This is a genomic window from Streptomyces sp. NPDC029014 (genome assembly GCF_055564695.1).
Genome location: NZ_JBVHVT010000054.1, coordinates 39,457 through 59,877, shown reverse-complemented (window position 1 = coordinate 59,877; position 20,421 = coordinate 39,457). Strand labels below are relative to the sequence as shown.

Sequence of the window (20,421 nt, the reverse complement as noted above, 5' to 3'; positions counted from 1 at the left end):
AGGGGGGCCGCCTGTTCCTCCCCCCCAAAGGGGTAACCTTAGATGACCCCCCCGCGGGCGGGCCCCCCCCCGGGCCCCCCCCCCCCCCCCGCCGAACGGTCAGGCGTCGATCCGCGAGCGGTCCAGGGTCGCGGCGGAGCTGGTGATGAACTCCTTGCGCGGGGCGACCTCGTTGCCCATCAGCAGGTCGAAGACCTGCTCGGCCGCCTCCAGGTCGCCGATGTTGATCCGGCGCAGGGTGCGGTGGCGGGGGTCCATGGTGGTCTCGGCCAGCTGGTCCGCGTCCATCTCGCCCAGGCCCTTGTAGCGCTGGATCGATTCCTTGTAGCGGATGTTCTTCCGCTGGAATTCCAGAAGGGTCTGGCGCAGTTCGTTGTCGGAATACGTGTAGACGTACTTGTCCTGGCCCTTCTTGGGCTGGACGAGTTCGATCCGGTGCAGCGGCGGAACGGCCGCGAAGACCCGGCCCGCCTCGACCATCGGCCGCATGTACCGCTGGAAGAGCGTCAGCAGGAGGCAGCGGATGTGCGCACCGTCGACATCGGCGTCGACGAGCAGGACGATCTTGCCGTAGCGCGCGGCGTCAATGTCGAAGGTCCGGCCCGAGCCGGCCCCTATGACCTGGATGATCGCGCCGCACTCCGCGTTCTTCAGCATGTCCGAGACCGAGGACTTCTGAACGTTCAGAATCTTGCCGCGGATCGGGAGCAGCGCCTGGAATTCTGAATTCCGGGCCAGCTTCGCCGTGCCGAGGGCGGAGTCGCCCTCGACGATGAAGAGCTCGCTGCGCTCGACGTCGTCACTGCGGCAGTCGGCCAGCTTGGCGGGCAGCGAGGACGTCTCCAGCGCCGTCTTCCGCCGCTGCGCCTCCTTGTGCTGACGGGCGGCGATACGGGTCCGGGCCGCCGCGACGATCTTCTCCATCACGGCGCGGGCCTGCTGCTTGTCGTCGCGCTTGGTGGAGGTCAGGAAGGCCTTGAGCTCCTTGGCCACGACGGAGGCGACGATCCTGGCGGCCGCCGAGGTGCCCAGCACCTCCTTGGTCTGGCCCTCGAACTGCGGCTCGGCCAGGCGGACGGTGACGACCGCGGTCATGCCCTCCATGGCGTCGTCCTTGACGACGTCGTCCTCGGCGACGCGCAGCAGCTTCGCCGACCGCAGCACCTCGTTCACGGTCTTGGTGACCGAGCGCTCGAAGCCGGTGACGTGGGTGCCGCCCTTGGGCGTGGCGATGATGTTGACGAAGGACTTGACCGTGCTCTCGTAGCCGGTGCCCCAACGCAGGGCGATGTCCACGCCGAGTTCGCGGGTGACCTCGGTGGGGGTCATGTGGCCGCGCTCGTCGAGGACGGGGACGGTCTCCTTGAAGGTGCCCTGGCCGCTCAGGCGCAGCACGTCGCAGACGGCCTTGTCCTGGGCGAGGTAGTCGCAGAACTCGCTGATGCCGCCGTCGAAGCGGAAGACCTCCTCGGTCTTGCCGGCGCCGTCGATGCCGCGCTCGTCGCGGACGATGAGCGTCAGGCCGGGGACGAGGAAGGCGGTCTGGCGGGCGCGCTGGTGGAGGGTCTCCAGGGAGAGCCGGGCGTCCTTGAGGAAGATCTGCCGGTCGGCCCAGTAGCGGACCCGGGTGCCGGTCTTGCCCTTGGCGATCCGCTTGACCTTGCGCAGGCCGTTGGCCGGGTCGAAGGGGCTGTCCGGCCCCTGCTCGGTGAAGACCCCGGGGACGCCGCGGCGGAAGCTGATCGCGTGCGTGGAGCTGCCGCGGTCGACCTCGACGTCGAGGCGGGAGGAGAGGGCGTTGACCACGGAGGCGCCGACGCCGTGCAGACCGCCGGAGGCCGCGTACGAGCCGCCGCCGAACTTGCCGCCCGCGTGCAGCTTGGTCATGACGACCTCGACGCCGGACAGCCCGGTCTTGGGCTCGACGTCGACGGGGATGCCGCGGCCGTTGTCGCGGACCTCGACGGAGGCGTCGTCGTGGAGGACCACCTCGATGTGGTCGCAGTAGCCGGCCAGGGCCTCGTCGACGGCGTTGTCGATGATCTCCCACAAGCAGTGCATGAGACCGCGGCTGTCGGTGGACCCGATGTACATACCGGGGCGCTTGCGGACGGCCTCGAGGCCTTCGAGGACGAGCAGGTGCCGCGCGGTGTAGTTGGAGCCGTCCCGGTCTGCTCCGGACAGCAGCGCGCTGGAAGGCACGGACGTGTCGGCGGTCACGCAGTTCGCTCCTCGCTGAATTTCTTTCCTGGCCCGATCGGGGCGCAGGGTGGCTCGGTTGCCCGTCGAAGGGTACCGAGGCCTGGTAGAGCGGATGCAACGCCACCCTCGCCCAGGATCAGCCTAGTGCAGATCCGTACGGGTGTTCGATCCCCCAAGGGGGTGAAGCAAACATCACGTTCCCTTCCAGGCATGAACCATTTAGGGTTCGGGCACGTCCTCATGCACAACCGGCACTCGCGCCGGGGAGGACGACTGCGACAGACGAACTGCGACAAGCGAACGACTGACAACGCGAAACCGTAAAGCAACGCAATACGGCTCCTTCGCCGCCAACCGGCAGCAGCCGGCCAGCTTCGGAAGGAAGTTTCGAGGAAAAGCCGCGAGCGGGAACGTTTTCGGCCTGGTTGGATGTTGACCCTGGTACGACAGCTCGTCGAGCTGAGAGAAGAGGCGACGTGACTACTGTTCTGACACCCGCGACCCCGCTGACGGCCGCTGACCGATGCGACCGTTGCGGCGCCCAGGCATATCTGCGCGTCGTCCTGCTGAGCGGCGGTGAACTGCTCTTCTGCGCCCACCACGGACGTAAGTTCGAGCCGGAACTCAAGAAGATCGCCGCGGAAATACAGGATGAGACCGAGCGGCTGACGTCCGCCCCGGCGGCGCACGCCGACACCGAGGACCGCTAAACCAGCCTGTCCCTCGCATCCGACGAGCCTGGACCGGCCCGAGCCGGTCGACGGGCGGTACTTCTGAGACCCAGAAGCGCCGCCCGTCCTTGCGTTTACGGCCCGTACGAGCTCGCGTTCACGGCCCCTGCGGCGCGTCGGCCGTACCGGGGCCCTCTTGCCGATCATGGCTGAAAACAGCCCCCGAAAGGGCCGACGGTGCTCCTGCCGGGACACCTGAGGCCACAGCGGCCCGGTGTGCCGCTCCCTCCGCTCCCCGCGAAGGGCCCGTAAGAGCCCTTGCGGTCGGCGTGTAGCGCTTTGCCCCGCCCCATCGGACCTCCCGACCGGCGGCCGGCCGTAGGGCCGTCTCGGGGGCCGTCACGAAGCCGGCGAAGGCCGCGATACGCGTGTAGACCCCCGGACTGTCCGCCCGGCCACAGCCCCGCCCCCACGACACCACCCCGATGAGCCGCCCCTGCGCGACGAGCGGACCGCCGCTGTCGCCCTGGCAGGCGTCCCGGCCCCCGCTGCGGTGGCCGGCGCAGACCATGGACTCCGGGCGGTACTGGCCGTCCGCGTCCCCCGGGTAAGCGCGCAGACACACCTCGTCCGCCAGCACCGTCACCCGGGCGGCGCGCAGCGCGTACGCGTAGTCACCGAAACCGCTCGTGTCGCCCCATCCGTAGATGACGGCCTCACTGCCCTCGGCGTAGCCCGGATGCCCCTTCTCGGCCAGCGGCAGCACGGAACCTGCGGGCACGGCTTCGTCGAGTTCCAGCACGGCGACGTCCCCGGTGTTGCTGTGCGGGTCGTAGTCCGGGTTGACCCGGGCCGCGCGCACCGTGATCTCCCTGCCCTCGGCCGCCCGCAACTGCGTGCGGCCGGTGATCACGCGGAGGTCGGGAACGGTGTCGACCGGGCCGCCGAGGACCTCGGGGCTGAGGCAGTGGGCCGCGGTGACCACCCGGGTCGGTCCCACGAGGACGCCGCCGCAGAACTGACCGCCGCGCATACCTCCGAACCGGTCACGGCTGGCCAGGGCCACCACCCAGGGGCTGTCGGCCACCTTCACCGGCCTGCCGCCGATGACCACACTGTCCGCGGCGGCCTGGGGTGCACGGGCCAGCGGTGCCGCGGCCGCCCCCGCCGCCAGCGCCAGCGCACCCGCCAGAGCACGGGAAAAGGGTCGACGCATCGGGCCTCCTGACTCTGAGTGTGGATGACTCCACCCAGAGTGGGATGCCCGGTGGCCGTGCGCACCCGCGCGCGGCCACCGCCGGCACGGTCAGGTCAGTCCAGGTAGTCGCGCAGCACCTGGGAGCGCGACGGGTGGCGCAGCTTCGACATCGTCTTCGACTCGATCTGGCGGATGCGCTCGCGCGTGACGCCGTAGACCTTGCCGATCTCGTCGAGGGTCTTGGGCTGGCCGTCGGTGAGGCCGAAGCGCATGGAGACGACGCCGGCCTCGCGTTCGCTGAGGGTGTCGAGCACCGAGTGCAGCTGCTCCTGCAGGAGCGTGAAGCTGACCGCGTCGGCCGGGACGACCGCCTCGGAGTCCTCGATGAGGTCGCCGAACTCGCTGTCGCCGTCCTCACCGAGCGGGGTGTGCAGGGAGATCGGCTCGCGGCCGTACTTCTGGACCTCGATGACCTTCTCGGGGGTCATGTCGAGTTCCTTGGCCAGCTCCTCCGGGGTGGGCTCGCGACCCAGGTCCTGGAGCATCTGCCGCTGCACGCGGGCGAGCTTGTTGATCACCTCGACCATGTGGACGGGGATGCGGATCGTGCGGGCCTGGTCGGCCATGGCGCGCGTGATCGCCTGGCGGATCCACCACGTCGCGTAGGTGGAGAACTTGTAGCCCTTGGTGTAGTCGAACTTCTCGACCGCGCGGATCAGACCCAGGTTGCCCTCCTGGATCAGGTCCAGGAAGAGCATGCCGCGGCCGGTGTAGCGCTTGGCGAGCGAGACCACTAGGCGGAGGTTGGCCTCCAGCAGGTGGTTCTTGGCCCGGCGGCCGTCCTCGGCGATGATCTCCAGCTCGCGCTTGAGCTTGGGCGCCAGCTTGTCCGAGGTGGCGAGCTTGTCCTCGGCGAACAGCCCCGCCTCGATCCGCTTGGCGAGCTCCACCTCCTGCTCGGCGTTGAGCAGCGGGACCTTGCCGATCTGCTTGAGGTAGTCCTTGACGGGGTCGGCGGTGGCGCCGGCCACGGCGACCTGCTGGGCCGGGGCGTCGTCCTCGTCGTCGGAGATGACGAAGCCCTTGCTCTCGCCGCCCTCCTCCTCTTCCTCGACGTCGCCCTTGACCTCGCCGGGCCCCTCTTCGATGAGGTCTTCCTCGGCGATCTCGCCGGTGTCCTTCTTGGCAGCCGTCTTCTTCGCGGCCGTCTTCTTGGCGGCGGGCGCGGCCTTCTTGGCCGCGGTCTTCTTCGCCGCCGTCTTCTTGGCCGCCGTCTTCTTCGCGGCGGACTCGGCTGCGGACTCCTGGGCCGACGCGTCCGCGGGCTCCGGGTCCGCCGTCTCGGCCGCCGGTGCCGCGGCGGCGACGGTCCGCGCAGCCGTCGTCTTCGTCGCGGCGGTCTTCGTGGCCGCCCGCTTGGCCGGGGTCTTCGCTGCGACGCTCTTGCGGGTGGTGCGCTTGGGCGACTCCGCGGCACTGACCATCAGCGTCACACCCTCTTCCTCGAGGATCTGGTTGAGGCTGCGCAGAACATTCTTCCACTGGGTCGCAGGAATCTGGTCAGCCTCGAAGGCCCGACGCACGTCATCGCCGGCGATCTGCCCCTCGGCCTTGCCCCGCTCGATGAGCGCCATCACGGACTCGGAATCGGCGATCTCCGGCGGGAGCGTACGGGATGTGCTGGCCGACACGAACAACCTCTCGGAACGATGGGAACGGCTTCCGACCCCGGCCGGATGGTGCTGGACCGGAGCCGACGACCACCGACTGGGGATGGGCCGGGGGCGCGGGCAGGGGCCGGGGAGCTGCACAGCACCCGCAAGGGCTGCTGTCTTCCCTCCGTCGGCCATCACCTCTCTAGGTCATCGCTTGACTTCGCAGAGCGTTACGCCCCAATCTTCGTGGCCCAAGTCACACACGGGGGCCAAAAGGCGCACCCTGGAGGACGTATTCGCAGGTCAGACGGGGTCTGCAGGCAGTGGGGGCACCGTCGCAAAACGGCCGGAAAGGGCCCGGTGGGGGCCGGATCCGGGCGTCGCGGAAGGCCGGCTCCGCAAGGCCGCTCACGCTGGTGTCGCCGGACCCGGCCGGGTCCGGCGACCTGTGCGAGTACCTCCGTGCCTCCTGTCCGCCGCTCCGTCAGTGCTCGCGCGGGGCGGGCACCACGCGCTCGACCTCGGGGTGCACCGTCAGCAGCTGGCGCATCGCGCTCTCGGCACCGGCCGCGTCCCCCGAGGCGAGGGCCTCCACGAGCCGCGCGTGGTGCGCGACGCAGGTCTCGCTGGGGCGGTCGCAGGTGGTCGTGGGGCTGCCGGAGACCTGGAGGGCGGCGGAGACGATGCCGGAGAGGTGCTCCAGCATGCGGTTGCCCGCGACCTGGATGAGGAGGGCGTGGAACTCGTTGTCGGCGCGCGCGAAGGTGATCGCGTCGCCCTGCCCGAGGGCGTGGCCCATGATCTCGACCATGTCGGCCAGGCGCTGCTGGACGTCCGCGCGGCCGTGCCCCGCGGCGAGCCGGGCGGCGAGGGGCTCGATGGTCCAGCGGAGCTCGTTGAGTTCGCGGCGCTGGTCCTCGCGCTGGGGGCCGAAGGCGCGCCACTCGATGATGTCGGGGTCGAGGAGGTTCCAGTCGGCGACGGGGCGGACCCGGGTGCCGACGTTGGGGCGGGCGCTGACGAGGCCCTTGGCCTCCAGCACGCGCAGCGATTCGCGGACGACCGTGCGGGAGACCTCGAAGCGCTGGCCGATCTCCTCGGGGACGAGCGGGCGGTCCGCCCCCAGGTCGCCGGAGACGATCATCTGGCCGAGCTGCTGTACGAGTTGGCCGTGCAGTCCGCGGCCTCGGCTGCCGGCCGCGCGGCGCCCGACCCGGCTCAACTCGACGTCGGCGCCGTCCCAGTGGGGCGTTCCGACGCGGTCGGTCCCGGAGGACTCCGCGTAGGGATAGCGTTCCAGTTCGCCCGGGCCGACGAGGCCGGAGTCGGCATGGCGGGCGGCGGTCATCATGGTGTGCGCAAGGGTACTCACGAATCCTTTGTCGGCCGCACCTTCATGACCCTTGAGGTCTTTGGTGAAAAGCACACGAAAGGGTGATAGGCGTCACCTGCGCAATTGACGACTTATCGTAAAGAACCGGGCTTTTCATGGGGAGTTGCGGTCCCGTTCACCTGATGTGGGCGTCTCCGGTCGTCCGGCGGCCGCGAACGGGACCACATCGATCACCAACGCACTCGACCGCGCAGTCCTGTGAACCCATAGGCGCACAACAGGACCATCAACGACAACACCAATGCGGTGCCCACGGGTTGGGCCATCACCCGGAGGGCCCCCAGGACCAGGCGGTCGGCCTCCGGGGGCCACTGCGCCCAGGCCAGCCCGCGCAGCCGGACCGCGACCCCGGCCACCGGATGGACAGACGGCCCCTCCAGCACCTCGCGCACCAGCGGCACCACCCCCATGGGGACGGCGAGCACTGCGGCCAGGCCGGCGGTCGCCGACCGGAAGACCCCGGAGGCCAGCACCCCGGCCCAGGCGCACCCGACCAGCAGACCGGCCCAGCTCACGACCGCGGAGACCCACCGGTCGGGGGTGCCCCGCGGTCCGCTGCCGAAGACGAGGTGCAGGGCCGCGGCATCGGCGGCCACGGCGAGCGCGCCGAGCAGCAGGGCGAGGGCTGCGCACACGGCGAGCTTGGCCGCGAGCAGTCCTACCCGGCGCGGCACCGTGCCGCGATGGGCGGCGAGCGCGGGGTAGCGGTACTCCTCGCCGAATGCCAGGGCACCGAGCAGGCCGGCCCCGAGGGCCGCGGGCGGCAGGGGCAGCAGCTCGGGCCAGGCGGCCAGCACGCGGTTCTGCGGGGCGTGGCCGGAGCGCGCCAGTACCAGGGCGGTCAGGACGGAGACGGCGACGACGAGGCCGGCGACGAGGGCGGGCGTGGCGGTTCCGCAGACGCGCAGCAGTTCGTAGCGCAGGGGCCGCAGCGGGCCGCCCACCCTGCGCACCGGCGAGGCCGACGGCCGGGCGGGGGGCCGCGGGTGCCGGTTCCCGGCCGGGGACGGGGCCGCCGCTCCGGGGGAGGAACGGTCAGCGGTTGCGGCCGCTTCGGCGGAGGCCTCGACCTCGGCGTCGGACGCGGACCGGGCCTGCGGAACCGGCGCCTCCTCCGGCGCGACGAGGGTGCTGGCGTCGCCCGTCTCGTCGGCGAGCCGGTGGACCAGGACGTCGTGGCGGAAGGCCGCCTCACCGACCTCGGCGCAGTTCGTCCCGTACACGGACAGGAGGTTGCCGCTCTCCTCGACGATCTCCACCGCGCGCTGTGCGTCCCGGGCCTCGCGACCGAGGACGTCGGCCAGACGGGCGGCGTGCGGGGTGCGCACGGCGACCCGCGGCCGCAGCCGGGTGCGGGCGAACGCAGCGGCGTCCTGGTCGGCGACGAGCCGGCCGGCGGCGATGCTGACGACCCGGTCCGCGCAGCGTGCGGCCTCTTTCGCGTCGTCGGTGGTGAACAGGACCGCCCCGCCGAGGGCGGCGTGGCCGCGCAGCAGGCCGTGGAGCCAGTCGCGGTCGCGGGGCGAGAGTCCTGCGGAGGGCTCGTCGAGGAGCAGGGTGCACGGGTCTGCGAGCAGGGCCGCGGCCAGGGCCACGCGGCGTTCCATTCCGCGCGAGAGGGAGCCGAGCCGCTGGTCGCGCAGGCCCGCGACACCGACGACCTCCAGGGCGGTATCGGCGCGGGAGGCGGGCACCCCGGCGGCCGCGCACAGCATCCGCAGCTGGCCGCGGACCGTCCGCGAGGGGTTGCCGGGCACGTCGCCGAGCAGGACGCCGACCTCTCGGCCGGGATGCGGGATCTGGTGCAGCGGGCGCCCCCGGAAGTAGGTGATTCCGCGGCCCGGTTCGAGCTCCAGCATGAGGCGCAGGGCAGTGGTCTTGCCCGAACCCGGTTCGCCGAGAAGGGCGGTGACGGCACCCGGGTGGGCCTCGAAGGTGAGGTCGTCCACGCGGGGCGGGAGGTCTCGACGGGGAGTGCTGGTGAGTCCGATGGCCTGGAGCATCGCTTCTCTCGCGGGGGTGAGACCGCTCTGCGGCAGGGTCAATACCCCATACAAGATAACGAGATATGTCCGATTTTCGCCGCATCTTGGGCGTGTGCGCACCCGTGTCGGCAGCGGAGTTGTCGGTTCCCCGACCGGAAACTCAGGCTTCCGGCCGCAGCATCGGCGGGTTGAGCAGCGTGGCACCGCCGGCCCGGAACAGCTGGGCGGGCCGCCCGCCCTGACGGGTCGTCGTCCCTCCGGCGGGCACGAGGAACCCGGGGGTCCCGGTGACCTTGCGGTGGAAGTTGCGGGGGTCGAGGGCCACGCCCCACACGGCCTCGTAGACCCGGCGCAGCTCGCCGACGGTGAACTCGGGCGGGCAGAAGGCGGTGGCCAGGGAGGAGTACTCGATCTTCGATCGGGCCCGCTCCACACCGTCGGCGAGGATCCGGGTGTGGTCGAAGGCGAGTCCGGAGGACACTTCCTCCTCGGCTGCCAGGAGCTCGTCGACGGGGGCCCAGCGCGCACTGTTGGCGTCTCCGCCGGCCCGGGGCGCGGGCAGGTCCGGAGCCAGGACGAGGTGCGCGACGCTGACCACGCGCATCCGCGGATCCCGCTTCGGGTCCCCGTACGTCGCGAGCTGCTCCAGGTGGGCGCCGTTGCCCGCGCCCGGCTCGGCGGGGTCGTGCGCGCACAGCCCGGTCTCCTCGGAGAGCTCCCGGGCCGCGGCGGCCGCCAGGTCCTCGTCTCCGCGTACGAAGCCGCCGGGCAGGGCCCAGCGTCCCTGGAACGGCTGCTCGCCGCGCCGGACGACGAGTGCGCAGAGAGCATGGCGCCGTACGGTGAGCACGACCAGGTCGACGGTGACGGCGAACGGCGGATAGGCCGACGGGTCGTAGGGAGACATGCCGCGATCATAGTCGTCTTCCTGACGATAAACAGGGCTTTCGTGATCCTGAAGACGACGACGGGCAGCCTACCCGCCCAGTTGAAGCGCATCGGCCGCCTCCTCCACCATGCCGAGGCCGAGCCTGCTGATCCGCAGGGCGAACGGCTCGCCCGCCACCCGCAGGCCGGACAGCCGCAGGGCGCCGAGTGGGGCGCCGGGCAACGGGACGAGGGCGACCGTGCCGGCCGGGGCATCGGGTCGGATGCCGGCGAGCGCGGCCAGGACGTGGACCCCCGCCGCCGCGGACACCGCCGCCGGACGGCAGGCCGCCGGGTGCGGGAGCGGCGCGCTGCCCGCGGTGCGCTGCTCGGCCGCGTACATCTCCGGCAGCCTGAACCCGAAGCTCTCCGCGGCGTCCAGCAGCCCCCGCAGCAGTGCGGCGGCCTGCTCCGCGAAGCCCGCCTGGGCCAGGCCTGCGACCGCCACGGCGCTCTCGTACGCCCGTACCGAGCCGGCGCGGTGGCCGAAGGGGTTGTGTCCGGGCTCCCGCGAGGCCATGCTCCGCAGCCCCCACCCGGAGTCCATGGCGGGTGCTGCGAGGAGCCGGACGAGTTGTTCGGCGCGGATGCGGTCCAGCAGGCCGGGGGCGAACAGCCCGCCTCCGAGCAGGCCGGTGTCGAAGAGGTGCACGCAGGCTCCGGTGAGCCGGGGCAGCGGCCGCCCGTCGGGGTGCAGGGCGGCGGCCGGCCTGCCGCCGTCGGGGCCGTCGATCCAGAAGCGGTCCCGGAAGCGGTTGCGCAGTGCCTCCGCCCGGTCGCGCCACTCCTGCGCGCCGTCCCGCCCGCACCCGTCCAGCAGGTCGGCGCCGAGGAGGGCGGCGCGGTGGGCGTGCGCCTGGGTCTCGCAGCGGCGCGGCCCCGGATCCGGATCGGCGACGAACCCGTCCTCGCCGAGGGCTGCGCGCAGCCAACCCAGGCACTGCTCCGCGGCCGGGAGCAGTCGGGCCACCTCGTCCTCGGGCAGCCCCCACCGCCGCGCCTCGGCCAGTACCGCGGGGAAGGCGAGCGTGGCCTCGGTGCCGGTGCAGCCCGGCGGGAGCTGCGGGCCCGCGCCGCGCAGCGGGCCGGGGATCTTCCCGGCGTCGGGGCCGGGGCCGCCGGTCTGGCTGCGGGCCAGGGTGCGCAGGGTGGCCGCGGCGAGCCCGGTCCCGAGCGGCAGCGCCATCCTGGCGGCCCACAGGGATTCCGCGGGGGCCAGGCCGAGCCGCCACGGCACGCCGGCGGCGGCGAAGGCGTCGGCCGGCTCCTCGTGGTCCCGCAGGAGCAGCGCGCCGAGGTCCTCGACACTGGTCCGGAACCAGGCCCCGGCCCGCGGGTCGTCGCACTCGGCCCGGGCGTCGGACAGCGGGTTGGCGACCTGTCCGGCCGGTGCCCGGGAGGTGCGGGCGGCCGTGGTCCGCAGTTCGATGGTCCGGGATTCCCCCGGCGCCAGTTCGAGCTGCCACCGCAGCAGCCCCGCGGAGGCGAGCGCGTCGTCGGGGGCCGGTTCGGCAGCGGTGACGGCCTGGGCGTCGCCCGTGCTCCAGCGCAGCCCGGCGGCGTGCACCCCGGCGGGCAGTTCCGGTCCGGCCCGGCCGGCGGCCACCGCGGCGAGTTCGGCGAGGTCCGTGCCGAGCAGGACCTCCACGGACAGGCGGACCGGGCGGACGGTGAAGCTGCGCAGGGTGATCCGCTCGGTGCCGTCCGCGTGCCGCACCCGTTCGACGCCGATGTCGGGATCGGGTCCGGCCTCGGTGCCGGTGCGGACGGTCGCGGTGAAGGAGGCCCGGTCGGCGCCGAGGCTGCGCCCCTGGACCGCGACCGGTTCCCGGCCGCCGACCCTGAGCACGCAGCGGGACAGGAGCCGCCGCCCCGACCGGTAGATCCCGTCGATCCCGCGGCCGGTGAGCTGGCCGTGCTCGGGCGAGATGACCAGGCAGGGCGCCGATACGCAGATGACGGCCCCGTGTACGGGCGGCAGCTCGGGTCTGGGGGCTGGGATTGCAGAGGTGGCCATGGTCCGCCTTGTCTGGACGCGCTGCGCTCCGGTCGGTTCCGCGGGGCGGCGGGGCCGGGCCCCCGTCACCCTCCTGGGGAACGCCCTCGCCCCCGCCCGGGTCACGGTGCACGCCCGGGGCAGGCCCCGGCTCACCGGTCGCTCCCGGTGGTGCGGCGGCCCTCGCGACGGCCTCCCCGGTCCTTGCGGCCCGGCGGGCGGGTGAGGGCCGCTGTGCGCTTGCGGCGGGGTTCCCTGCGCCGCCGTTCGGCCCGCAGGCAGGCCCGCAGCCCCTCCGGGTCGATGCCCTCGTTGCAGGCGTGGTGGAGCAGTTGGGCGAAGCGGTAGTCGGCGTCTGCCTGTAGGGCGAGCCCCAGGGCGATGCGGGCGGTCGGCTCGTCCCCGGTGGACCAGGAGACCCAGCCGGCGAGGGTGAGCGGGGCGGCCGCGTGCTCGCCGTAGGCGCCGACGCAGCGCCTGGCCAGGGCCCGCCACAGGCGCAGCGCGGGAGCGGCTTCCTCGTCCTCCATCCACTCGGCGGCGATGTCCCGCGTTTCGCGGTCCTGGAGGCCGAGGATGAGGGTCGCGGCCTCGTCGTGCCCGAGCAGGGCGTCGTCCCAGTCGTCGGCCCCCGGTCCGCCCTCGACGGGCGGGGCGAGGGTGAGGCGCCGCATGAGGGTGCGGGCCAGCGTGATGGTCTCGGTGCCGATGTCCTTGCGGCTCGCCCCGTCGAGGATCTTCGGTACGAGGGTGGCGGCGGCCTGGTCGAGCGCGCGCTCCATCTCCCGTGCGGTGGCTCCGTGCAGCGGTGCGAGGCGCGCCTCGATCTCCCGCAGGGAGCCGCGGATCCGTAGGCCCGCGAAGGTGGCGGCGGCGGCTGCCACCGAGGTGCCGGGGGCCGCCAGGACGCTGCCCTCGGCCGGGCAGCAGCGCTCGTCGGGACAGCAGTAGGACCAGTAGCGGCCGCCGGAGAGGCACAGGGCTTCCAGGACGGGTACGTCGAGCGCGCCGCAGGCCAGCCTGATCCGCTGGGCCAGGGGCCGCAGCCGGGTCATCACCCGCTGGCCGCTCTCGCCGACGCGCGGGTCCTGGCACAGGAACAGGATGATGCCGTCGGGCTTGCCGGCGCGCCGTTCGCTGCCCTGGACGAGGCATTCGGCGACGAGCCGGGCGGTGTCCTCCCATTCGGCGGGCGCGGCGGGGATGCCGAGTCGGAGCCGGCCGCCGAAGCGCCCGCCCTCGCCGTGCACGGCGACCATGACGAGGGAGTCGGTGGGATGGAACCCGACCAGGTAGGGCAGCGCGTCCGCCAGTTCGGCGGGGCTGCGCAGCGTGATCTGGGGGTCGGTGGGAGCTCCGGACGGGCTGATGGAGGGCCGGCCGGACGGGGTGCGCGAAGCGTGGTCGTTCGTCATGCCCTGACGGTCCCGCGCAAGGTCCGATCCCGAAAGCCCTGTGGATAACGGTTGATGATTCAACATCCACAGGTGCGGGTCGCCGTTGGCGCGATGTCGGAGGCATCGGGTTGCATGGGGGCATGAACGCAGACCTGAGGTCCTCGGCCGACTCCGTACTGGCCCGTCTCGTGGGTGACACCACGGGCGCCGCCCGACTGCGCGAGGACCAGTGGCTCGCGATCGAAGCGCTGGTCGCGCACAAGCGGCGCGCCCTGGTGGTGCAGCGCACCGGCTGGGGCAAGTCCGCGGTGTACTTCGTCGCCACCTCGCTGCTGCGGGCCGCCGGCTCCGGGCCCACCGTGATCGTCTCCCCGCTGCTCGCGCTGATGCGCAATCAGGTCGAGGCGGCGGCCCGCGCCGGCATCCGCGCCCACACCATCAACTCGGCCAACCCGGAGGAGTGGGAGGGGATCCAGGCCGAGGTGGCGGCCGGCGAGGTGGATGTGTTGCTGGTGAGCCCCGAGCGGCTCAACAACCCCGACTTCCGCGACCAGGTCCTGCCCAAGCTGGCCGCAGCGACCGGACTGCTGGTGGTGGACGAGGCCCATTGCATCTCCGACTGGGGGCACGACTTCCGCCCCGACTACCGGCGGCTGCGCACGATGTTGGCCGACCTGCCACCCGGCGTCCCGGTGCTGGCGACGACCGCCACGGCCAACGCCCGGGTGACCGCCGACGTCGCCGAGCAGCTGGGCACGGGGGCCGGGAGCGACGCTCTGGTGCTGCGCGGCCCGCTGGACCGGGAGAGCCTGAGCCTGGCCGTGCTGACCCTGCCCGACGCGGCGCACCGGCTGGCCTGGCTCGCCGACCACCTGGGCGAGCTGCCCGGTTCCGGGATCATCTACACGCTGACGGTGGCCGCGGCCGAGGAGGTCACCACGTACCTGCGCCACCGCGGGCACACGGTGGCCTCGTACACCGGCAAGACGGAGAACGCCGACCGCCTGCAGGCCGAGGACGACCTGCAGGCCAACCGGGTCAAGGCCCTGGTGGCGACCTCGGCCCTGGGCATGGGCTTCGACAAGCCCGACCTGGGCTTCGTCGTGCACCTGGGCTCGCCGTCCTCGCCCATCGCGTACTACCAGCAGGTCGGCCGTGCCGGCCGCGGCGTGGAGCACGCGGAGGTGCTGCTGCTGCCGGGCCGCGAGGACGAAGCCATCTGGCAGTACTTCGCCTCGGTGGCCTTCCCGCCGGAGGAGCAGGTGCGCCGCACCCTGGACGTGCTGGCCGGGGCGGGCCGGCCGCTGTCGCTGCCCGCCCTGGAGCCACTGGTGGACCTGCGGCGCACCCGCCTGGAGACGATGCTCAAGGTCTTGGACGTCGACGGTGCGGTGCACCGCGTGAAGGGCGGTTGGACTTCGACGGGCGAGGCGTGGGTGTACGACGCCGAGCGCTACGCCTGGGTGGCCCGCCAGCGCGCCGCCGAGCAGCAGGCCATGCGGGACTACGCGGCGACCACGGGGTGCCGCATGGAGTTCCTGCGCCGGCAGTTGGACGACGAGGCGGCGGCGCCGTGCGGCCGCTGTGACAACTGCGCCGGGGCCCGCTTCACGGCGGACGTCTCCGGCGCTGCCCTGGACACCGCCCGGGGCGAGCTCGGCCGTCCCGGGGTGGAACTGGAGCCGCGCCGGATGTGGCCGACCGGGCTGGCGGCCGTCGGCGTCGACCTCAAGGGGCGCATCCCCGCCGGGGAACAGGCCGCTCCCGGGCGGGCGCTCGGCCGGCTCTCCGACATCGGCTGGGGCAACCGGCTGCGCCCCATGCTCAGCACGGGGGCCCCGGACCAGCCGCTCCCGGACGACGTGGCGCAGGCCGTGGTGGCGGTTCTCGCCGACTGGGCCCGGGGCCCGGGCGGCTGGGCCTCGGGGGCCCCGGGTGCGCCCTCCCGGCCGGTGGGAGTGGTGTCCCTGCCCTCGCGCAGCCGCCCGCAGCTGGTCGGCTCGCTGGCCGCGCGCATCGCGGAGGTCGGCCGGCTCCCGCTGCTCGGGGCCCTGGCCTACACCGACCAGGTCCCGGAGTTCGGTCTGCCCTCCTCCAACAGCGCCCAGCGGGTGCGCGGCCTCCACCGGGCCCTGGAAGTCCCCGCGCAGTTGGCCGCGGAGTTGGCTGCGGCGGCCGGCCCCGTGCTCCTCGTCGACGACCGGGCGGAGACCGGCTGGACGCTCGCGGTGGCCGCCCGACTGCTCCGTCAGGAAGGCGCGAAGGAGGTGTTTCCGCTGGTACTCGCGGTTCAGCCGTAGCCGGATGGGTCGCCGTCGGCGCGGCGGGGCAAGGATATGAGCGGCATACAGGCGAATTCCGGTCGGCGGCGTCAATTGCTCATTGCCGCGCGCTCGCGCACCACGCGAGAATCGGGGGAGCTCCCGCTCGGCTCGACGGCACTCATTGGGTCGTGCTGCGGCGCGCCCGCACCCCAGCTGTGCCCGTCCGCGGGCGTGTACCCGAAGGGAGGACCGTGACCTTCGGATTCGCCCCGCCCTCCACATCGTCACTGGGACCGGCGGCCCGCGGCGGTAGCCGGCACGGGAGACTGCTGGAACCCGCAGAGTGGACGGCGGCGGGCATCCCCCTGCTGAGCAATCCCCGCGAGGTCGTCAGCGGCCTGCACTCCCGGCACAACCCCAGGCCGTCGACCGCGGTGATCGCCGTCCTCGACCCCGAGGAACGGCTCGTCGCGAGCGCGTCGTTCGTCCAGCGGACCGCATCGGCCGACGGCTGGGAGTACCGCAACGCACTGCTGGCCGCCCTGCGCCGGGTGATCCCCCACGACCTGCGGCGCCGCACCCCGGTCCGCACGGCCGTGCTGATGTACTGCCGGGACGGCGACGAGCGGTGGACCGAGGAGGACGGCGCCTGGATGTGGGGTCTGCGGGACGCCTGCACCCTGCACGGCCTGCGTTGCGGCGCGTACATCACGCTGACCCGCAACGGCTGGCAGGTGCTCGGCGAGGGCCGGGGCGGCCGGAGCCCCAGCTCGGAGTCGCGGCCGGAGCGGCTCGGCGACACCGTGGGCGAGTTCCCCACGCTGAACCTGAGCACCGGCGGCGGCGCGGCCGAGGCCCTGCGCCGCACTGCCGCACGCTGACCCGTCTCCGCCGGTCCGCGGTCCGGCGGCGCCTGCCCGCGGTCCGACCGACGGCCGATCCCCCGCATCCGCGGTCTCACATGCGTGGAACCGCGTGCGGGCAACCCTCAAGGCCGTACACCCGGGTGGGCGTACGACGCTTCGGGGAGCGGGCTTCAGCGGGGCCGGCGTAGGCCAGCCCCGCCCCTCGCCCGTACCGGGGTACGGGGCGTCAGACGCCCACGCCCAGCACCGAGTTGATCCGCTGCGGGTCACCGCAGACGATCAGCAGCGCACCGGCCCGCGCAAGCGCGACCGGCAGGGTGGCAGCGGCAGCCTCCGTGAGTCCGCCGTTGGCCGCGAAGACCACGACGGGACGAACGGCGGCACGCTCGACCTGCGCCGCGTCCGCGTAGAACACGTCGTCCGCGGCGTCGTGCAGGGCCCAGTACGCGGCCTCACCGAAGGACAGTTCGTGCGCGGCCCACGGGTGCAGTTCACCCGTGGTGAGCACCAGGATGTCACCGGGCGCGCGCCCGGTGTCGAGCAGCAGGTCGACGGCCTCTTCGGCAGCGTCCAGCGCGCCCTCGGCGGAGGCCGGGATCAGCTGGATCTGCGGCACCGCCGTGGACACGGACGGTGCGGTGGGGGTGGGGGAAACGGGCCCGGCTGCGGGAGCGGCCTGCGGTGCACGCTGCGCGGGCGGCGCGGGCCGGGCGGCGGGACCGGGGCGTCCGGGCCGCGGTACGGCGGCGGGACGCGGACCAGGTACGGGGCGGGGGGTCTGCGCGGCGCGGCTCGCGGCCGGCGTTACGCGGGGACCCTGGGCACTCTCGTGAATCTGAGGCTCCTCGGGGATGAGAGGCATGAGTTGATATCTATCAAACACCGGTACGAAACGTATCGGTGGGGGGCACTTGGGTGCGATCAGAAATCGAAGCCGAGTTGGCCTCCGTTTTCCAGCTCCATCGCTTCCTCGCTGCGGCGCACCTTCTTCAGGTGGCGCCACTGGGGCAGTGCGTCGAGGTACGACCACGAGAGCCGGTGGTACGGGGTGGGCCCCAGCTCCGCGAGCGCGGCCCGGTGTACGGGCGAGGGGTATCCGGCATTGTCTCCGAAGGCGTAGGCCTCGAAGCCGCCGCCCTGCACGGCGAGTTCGGCCATCATCCGGTCGCGCCTGACCTTGGCGATGACCGATGCCGCGGCGACGGCAACGCAGGACTGGTCGCCCTTGATCACCGTACGGACCTGCCAGGGGGTGCCGAGGTAGTCGTGCTTGCCGTCGAGGATCACCGCATCCGGCCGCACGGGCAGCGCCTCCAGGGCGCGTTCCGCGGCGAGCCGCAGCGCGGCCGTCATCCCGAGTTCGTCGATCTCCTCCGGGGAGGCGTGCCCCAGGGCGTACGAGGTGACCCACGCCTCCAGGATGTCGAGGAGGGCGTCGCGCCGCTTGTGCGTGAGGAGCTTGGAATCGGTGAGCCCTTCGGGCGGTCGGCGCAGTCCGGTGATCGCCGCGCACACGGTGACCGGACCGGCCCAGGCCCCTCGTCCGACTTCGTCGACCCCGGCGATGACCTTGGCGCCGGTGGTTGCGCGGAGGGAGCGTTCGACGGTGTGGGTGGGTGCTTCGTAGGCCATGGCGCCAGCAAGATTACGCCGCCCCGGGCCGCCTGCACACCCCGGCCCGGGTGGAGTCGGCGCGGCGGCTCGCCCGAAGGCCCCCATCGCGACCCCAACACGACCGACCGGACGGTCGGTTCCGCGATGTCACACCCCCTCACGTTCGCTCCCGCACACCCTTCGTCCGGTACGCCGGTTTCGCCGCAGCACCCCTGCCAACGAAACGGAGCCCGAACGTCCGCACCCCTGCAACCCCGCTCGATACCTCCGGTACGCGCTTCCTGACCAGCAGTGATCCGCCGTACGCCCGTCCCGCCCGGACCGGGCCACGGAGCCGGCACTCGGACGGAACATCGCATTCGTGAAGCATCGCTCACGGCCGTCGACCGCACGGAGCCCGGGTACGGGATGCCGTCCCGGGCCCGGGCTCTCGTACCGTGTGGTGCGTCTCCTACTCGGAGCGGCTCGCGAACCCGCCGAGGCGGTGGCACACCTCGTACGGGGCGGTCACCGGACGGTCGTCGAGGATCTTCCGGGCCCGGTACCCGTCGAGGCTCATCGCGTACCACGGCACCTGGCCGGCGCGCGCCAGCTCGTCGTTGATCTCGCGCAGGGCGCAGGAGCGGTGGGGTTCGGGCAGCCGGTCCAGGGCGGGCACCGCATCCGCCGACAAGAAGCGGAAGTAGGCCAGATCGATCTTGCCGGTCTGCTGGAAGCGGTTCGTGTTCTTCTCGGCCACCAGGGCGTCCGGGGAGGCCAGTCCGAACGCGAGGGCGGCGGCCGCGGCGCTGCCGACGACCGCCCGCGGCAGCCAGCGCGCGCCGAACACCCCGGCAGCCATGATCAGCACGATGACCACACCGAGCCAGAGCTCCATCGCGGCCACCGACACCCGCAGCCGGGTCAGGCCGTACGCATCCACGTACAGGTCCATGCGGCGCAGCGCGGAGGCGACGACCACCAGGGTCAGCGCGCACAGCGTACCGAGGACGGCGCGGACGAGGCGCTGGTCTGCGGGGCCGGAGCGCGGGGCCCAGCGCAGCGCGAGCGCGATCACGGCGAGGGTGAGCAGGGTCGCCCAGAGCAGCTGCCAGAAGCCCTGGCGGGCGTACTCGGAGTAGGTGAGCCCGGTGCTGCGCAGGACCTTGTCGTACCCACCGAAGAGCACGGCGAGTTGGACGGCGTTGAAGCCGGCGAAGAGCAGGTTCAGCACGATGAGCGGGAGCGCCCACTCGACGCGGGAGCGGGGCTTGCCGGCGGATATCTCGATCCGGTCCCAGCGTGACGGCGCCGCAGCAGTGCGGGCGAGGCCGAGCGCGACGACGGCCGCCAGCAGGAAGAGCAGCAGCCGCACCGGGCCGTCGCCGATCGAGACGTCGGGGATGAGCCCGCCCAGCAGGTCCGCGAAGGCCGCGTCCGCGGACGCGAAAAGAGCGCCGAACAGCACCAGCAGGACCACGGCCACACCGGCCGCCTTGAGCACGGGCAGCCAGCGGCCCCGGTCGACCCCGCTGCTCCGCGAACGCAGACCGGCCCACGTCCAGCGGATCCCGGTCACGGTCCCGTCGACGAGGCCGAGCGGGCTGAGCAGGGTGCCGTGCCAGGTGCGGCTGCCGTGCAGGGCGAGCGCACCCGCGAGGAGGGCGCCGAGCAGCGCGAGGGTGATGGGCCACCCGGAGTCGCGCAGTGCGGGGACGGCGAGGAGGGCCACGCAGCCGAGCGCCCAGGCCGTGGTCCACGGGCGGGCGGTACGGCCGGCCGTGCGAGCGGCGGTGTACGCGGCCACCATCGCCGGCAGGGCGACGAGCAGCAGGCCCGGGCCGAGGCCGTCGCCGAGGAACAGGGCGGCGGCGATGCCGGCAGCGAGGGCGGAGGCCAGTACGGCGGTGGAGACGGGCGCCGCCGCCGCGGGCTGGGCGGCCACGGCCCAGGGGAGCGGGGCGATGGACCAGGCGCCGCTGCGTTTGCGGTCCTGCCGGGTCCGGTACTGCTGCCAGGCGGTGGGGTCCCACCCCGGGGGCGGGCCGGCGGAGCCCTGCGGGGGTGCACCCACGGCTGCGACTCCGAGCCCGCCCGCCACCGGACTCGGCTTCTCCTGTTGCGGGTTGACGCCTCCGGATGCCGCCTGCGCGCTCACACTTCCCGCGGGCGCGTTCGCGGGCCCGGGCGCCGCTTCCGCGTGGCTCTCTCCGGACACTGCTCCCGCCGCTCCCGCTGCGGCCGCGTCGGCGTTCTCTGCCATCGGGCTCCCCT

At 73.1% G+C, this 20,421-nt stretch carries 13 protein-coding genes and 1 pseudogene; 3 read left to right on the top strand and 11 right to left on the bottom strand.

Annotation, left to right across the window (positions count from 1 at the left end; translation table 11 throughout):
- Window positions 1-99: 99 nt before the first annotated feature.
- Entirely contained in the window at window positions 100-2,220 is a 2,121-nt protein-coding gene (locus tag ACZ4VL_RS26825) for a DNA gyrase/topoisomerase IV subunit B (RefSeq protein WP_468204704.1), read from the bottom strand.
- A gap of 458 nt (window positions 2,221-2,678) precedes the next feature.
- Here ACZ4VL_RS26825 and ACZ4VL_RS26820 point away from each other — a divergent pair, with 458 nt between their 5' ends.
- The gene (locus ACZ4VL_RS26820) at window positions 2,679-2,912 is read left to right on the top strand and encodes a DUF7455 domain-containing protein (RefSeq protein WP_114054552.1); all 234 of its coding nucleotides are present in this window, start codon (window positions 2,679-2,681) and stop codon (window positions 2,910-2,912) included.
- A gap of 376 nt (window positions 2,913-3,288) precedes the next feature.
- Here ACZ4VL_RS26820 and ACZ4VL_RS26815 read toward each other — a convergent pair.
- The 7 genes and pseudogenes from ACZ4VL_RS26815 to ACZ4VL_RS26785 form a co-directional block, all read right to left on the bottom strand.
- Window positions 3,289-4,089, bottom strand: a pseudogene (locus ACZ4VL_RS26815) (S1 family peptidase); the annotation flags it as partial.
- A 95-nt stretch (window positions 4,090-4,184) separates the two neighbouring features.
- Window positions 4,185-5,768, bottom strand: coding sequence for an RNA polymerase sigma factor (locus tag ACZ4VL_RS26810; protein ID WP_468204702.1), 1,584 nt, complete (start codon window positions 5,766-5,768; stop codon window positions 4,185-4,187).
- 442 nt (window positions 5,769-6,210) lie between these two features.
- Window positions 6,211-7,152, bottom strand: a complete 942-nt coding sequence (locus tag ACZ4VL_RS26805; RefSeq protein ID WP_468204700.1) for a FadR/GntR family transcriptional regulator — start codon at window positions 7,150-7,152, stop codon at window positions 6,211-6,213.
- A gap of 137 nt (window positions 7,153-7,289) precedes the next feature.
- The gene (locus ACZ4VL_RS26800; RefSeq protein ID WP_468204713.1) at window positions 7,290-9,122 is read right to left on the bottom strand and encodes an ATP-binding cassette domain-containing protein; all 1,833 of its coding nucleotides are present in this window, start codon (window positions 9,120-9,122) and stop codon (window positions 7,290-7,292) included.
- A 142-nt stretch (window positions 9,123-9,264) separates the two neighbouring features.
- A complete protein-coding gene (locus tag ACZ4VL_RS26795; protein WP_468204698.1) occupies window positions 9,265-10,011 on the bottom strand; it encodes an NUDIX hydrolase in 747 nt (248 codons plus the stop codon).
- A gap of 69 nt (window positions 10,012-10,080) precedes the next feature.
- A complete protein-coding gene (locus ACZ4VL_RS26790) occupies window positions 10,081-12,048 on the bottom strand; it encodes an amylo-alpha-1,6-glucosidase (RefSeq protein WP_468204696.1) in 1,968 nt (655 codons plus the stop codon).
- Between the two features lie 131 nt (window positions 12,049-12,179).
- Window positions 12,180-13,442 (bottom strand): DUF4192 domain-containing protein, encoded by a 1,263-nt coding sequence (locus ACZ4VL_RS26785; protein WP_468204694.1) that lies wholly within the window; start codon window positions 13,440-13,442, stop codon window positions 12,180-12,182.
- Between the two features lie 122 nt (window positions 13,443-13,564).
- Here ACZ4VL_RS26785 and ACZ4VL_RS26780 point away from each other — a divergent pair, with 122 nt between their 5' ends.
- Together ACZ4VL_RS26780 and ACZ4VL_RS26775 are read left to right on the top strand one after the other, a co-directional pair.
- On the top strand, window positions 13,565-15,724 hold the full coding sequence (locus ACZ4VL_RS26780; protein ID WP_468204692.1) for a DEAD/DEAH box helicase: 2,160 nt from the start codon (window positions 13,565-13,567) through the stop codon (window positions 15,722-15,724).
- Between the two features lie 215 nt (window positions 15,725-15,939).
- Complete coding sequence (locus tag ACZ4VL_RS26775) at window positions 15,940-16,569, top strand: hypothetical protein (RefSeq protein ID WP_468204690.1); 630 nt, start codon at window positions 15,940-15,942, stop codon at window positions 16,567-16,569.
- Between the two features lie 211 nt (window positions 16,570-16,780).
- Here ACZ4VL_RS26775 and ACZ4VL_RS26770 read toward each other — a convergent pair whose 3' ends face one another.
- The 3 genes from ACZ4VL_RS26770 to ACZ4VL_RS26760 form a co-directional block, all read right to left on the bottom strand.
- Window positions 16,781-17,416: a hypothetical protein gene (locus tag ACZ4VL_RS26770; protein ID WP_468204688.1), complete on the bottom strand. Its 636-nt coding sequence runs from the start codon at window positions 17,414-17,416 to the stop codon at window positions 16,781-16,783.
- A 59-nt stretch (window positions 17,417-17,475) separates the two neighbouring features.
- On the bottom strand, window positions 17,476-18,186 hold the full coding sequence (locus ACZ4VL_RS26765; RefSeq protein ID WP_468204686.1) for a ribonuclease HII: 711 nt from the start codon (window positions 18,184-18,186) through the stop codon (window positions 17,476-17,478).
- Between the two features lie 433 nt (window positions 18,187-18,619).
- On the bottom strand, window positions 18,620-20,410 hold the full coding sequence (locus ACZ4VL_RS26760) for a DUF4153 domain-containing protein (RefSeq protein ID WP_468204684.1): 1,791 nt from the start codon (window positions 20,408-20,410) through the stop codon (window positions 18,620-18,622).
- Window positions 20,411-20,421: the final 11 nt, after the last annotated feature.

Excerpts from the sequence above, each read along its gene's own strand:
- ACZ4VL_RS26800 (WP_468204713.1), bottom strand. The coding sequence starts at position 9,122 with ATGCTCCAGGCCATCGGACTCACCAGCACTCCCCGTCGAGACCTCCCG.
- ACZ4VL_RS26770 (WP_468204688.1), bottom strand. The coding sequence starts at position 17,416 with ATGCCTCTCATCCCCGAGGAGCCTCAGATTCACGAGAGTGCCCAGGGT.
- ACZ4VL_RS26785 (WP_468204694.1), bottom strand. The coding sequence starts at position 13,442 with ATGACGAACGACCACGCTTCGCGCACCCCGTCCGGCCGGCCCTCCATC.
- ACZ4VL_RS26765 (WP_468204686.1), bottom strand. The coding sequence starts at position 18,186 with ATGGCCTACGAAGCACCCACCCACACCGTCGAACGCTCCCTCCGCGCA.
- ACZ4VL_RS26790 (WP_468204696.1), bottom strand. The coding sequence starts at position 12,048 with ATGGCCACCTCTGCAATCCCAGCCCCCAGACCCGAGCTGCCGCCCGTA.
- ACZ4VL_RS26780 (WP_468204692.1), top strand. The coding sequence starts at position 13,565 with ATGAACGCAGACCTGAGGTCCTCGGCCGACTCCGTACTGGCCCGTCTC.
- ACZ4VL_RS26760 (WP_468204684.1), bottom strand. The coding sequence starts at position 20,410 with ATGGCAGAGAACGCCGACGCGGCCGCAGCGGGAGCGGCGGGAGCAGTG.
- ACZ4VL_RS26795 (WP_468204698.1), bottom strand. The coding sequence starts at position 10,011 with ATGTCTCCCTACGACCCGTCGGCCTATCCGCCGTTCGCCGTCACCGTC.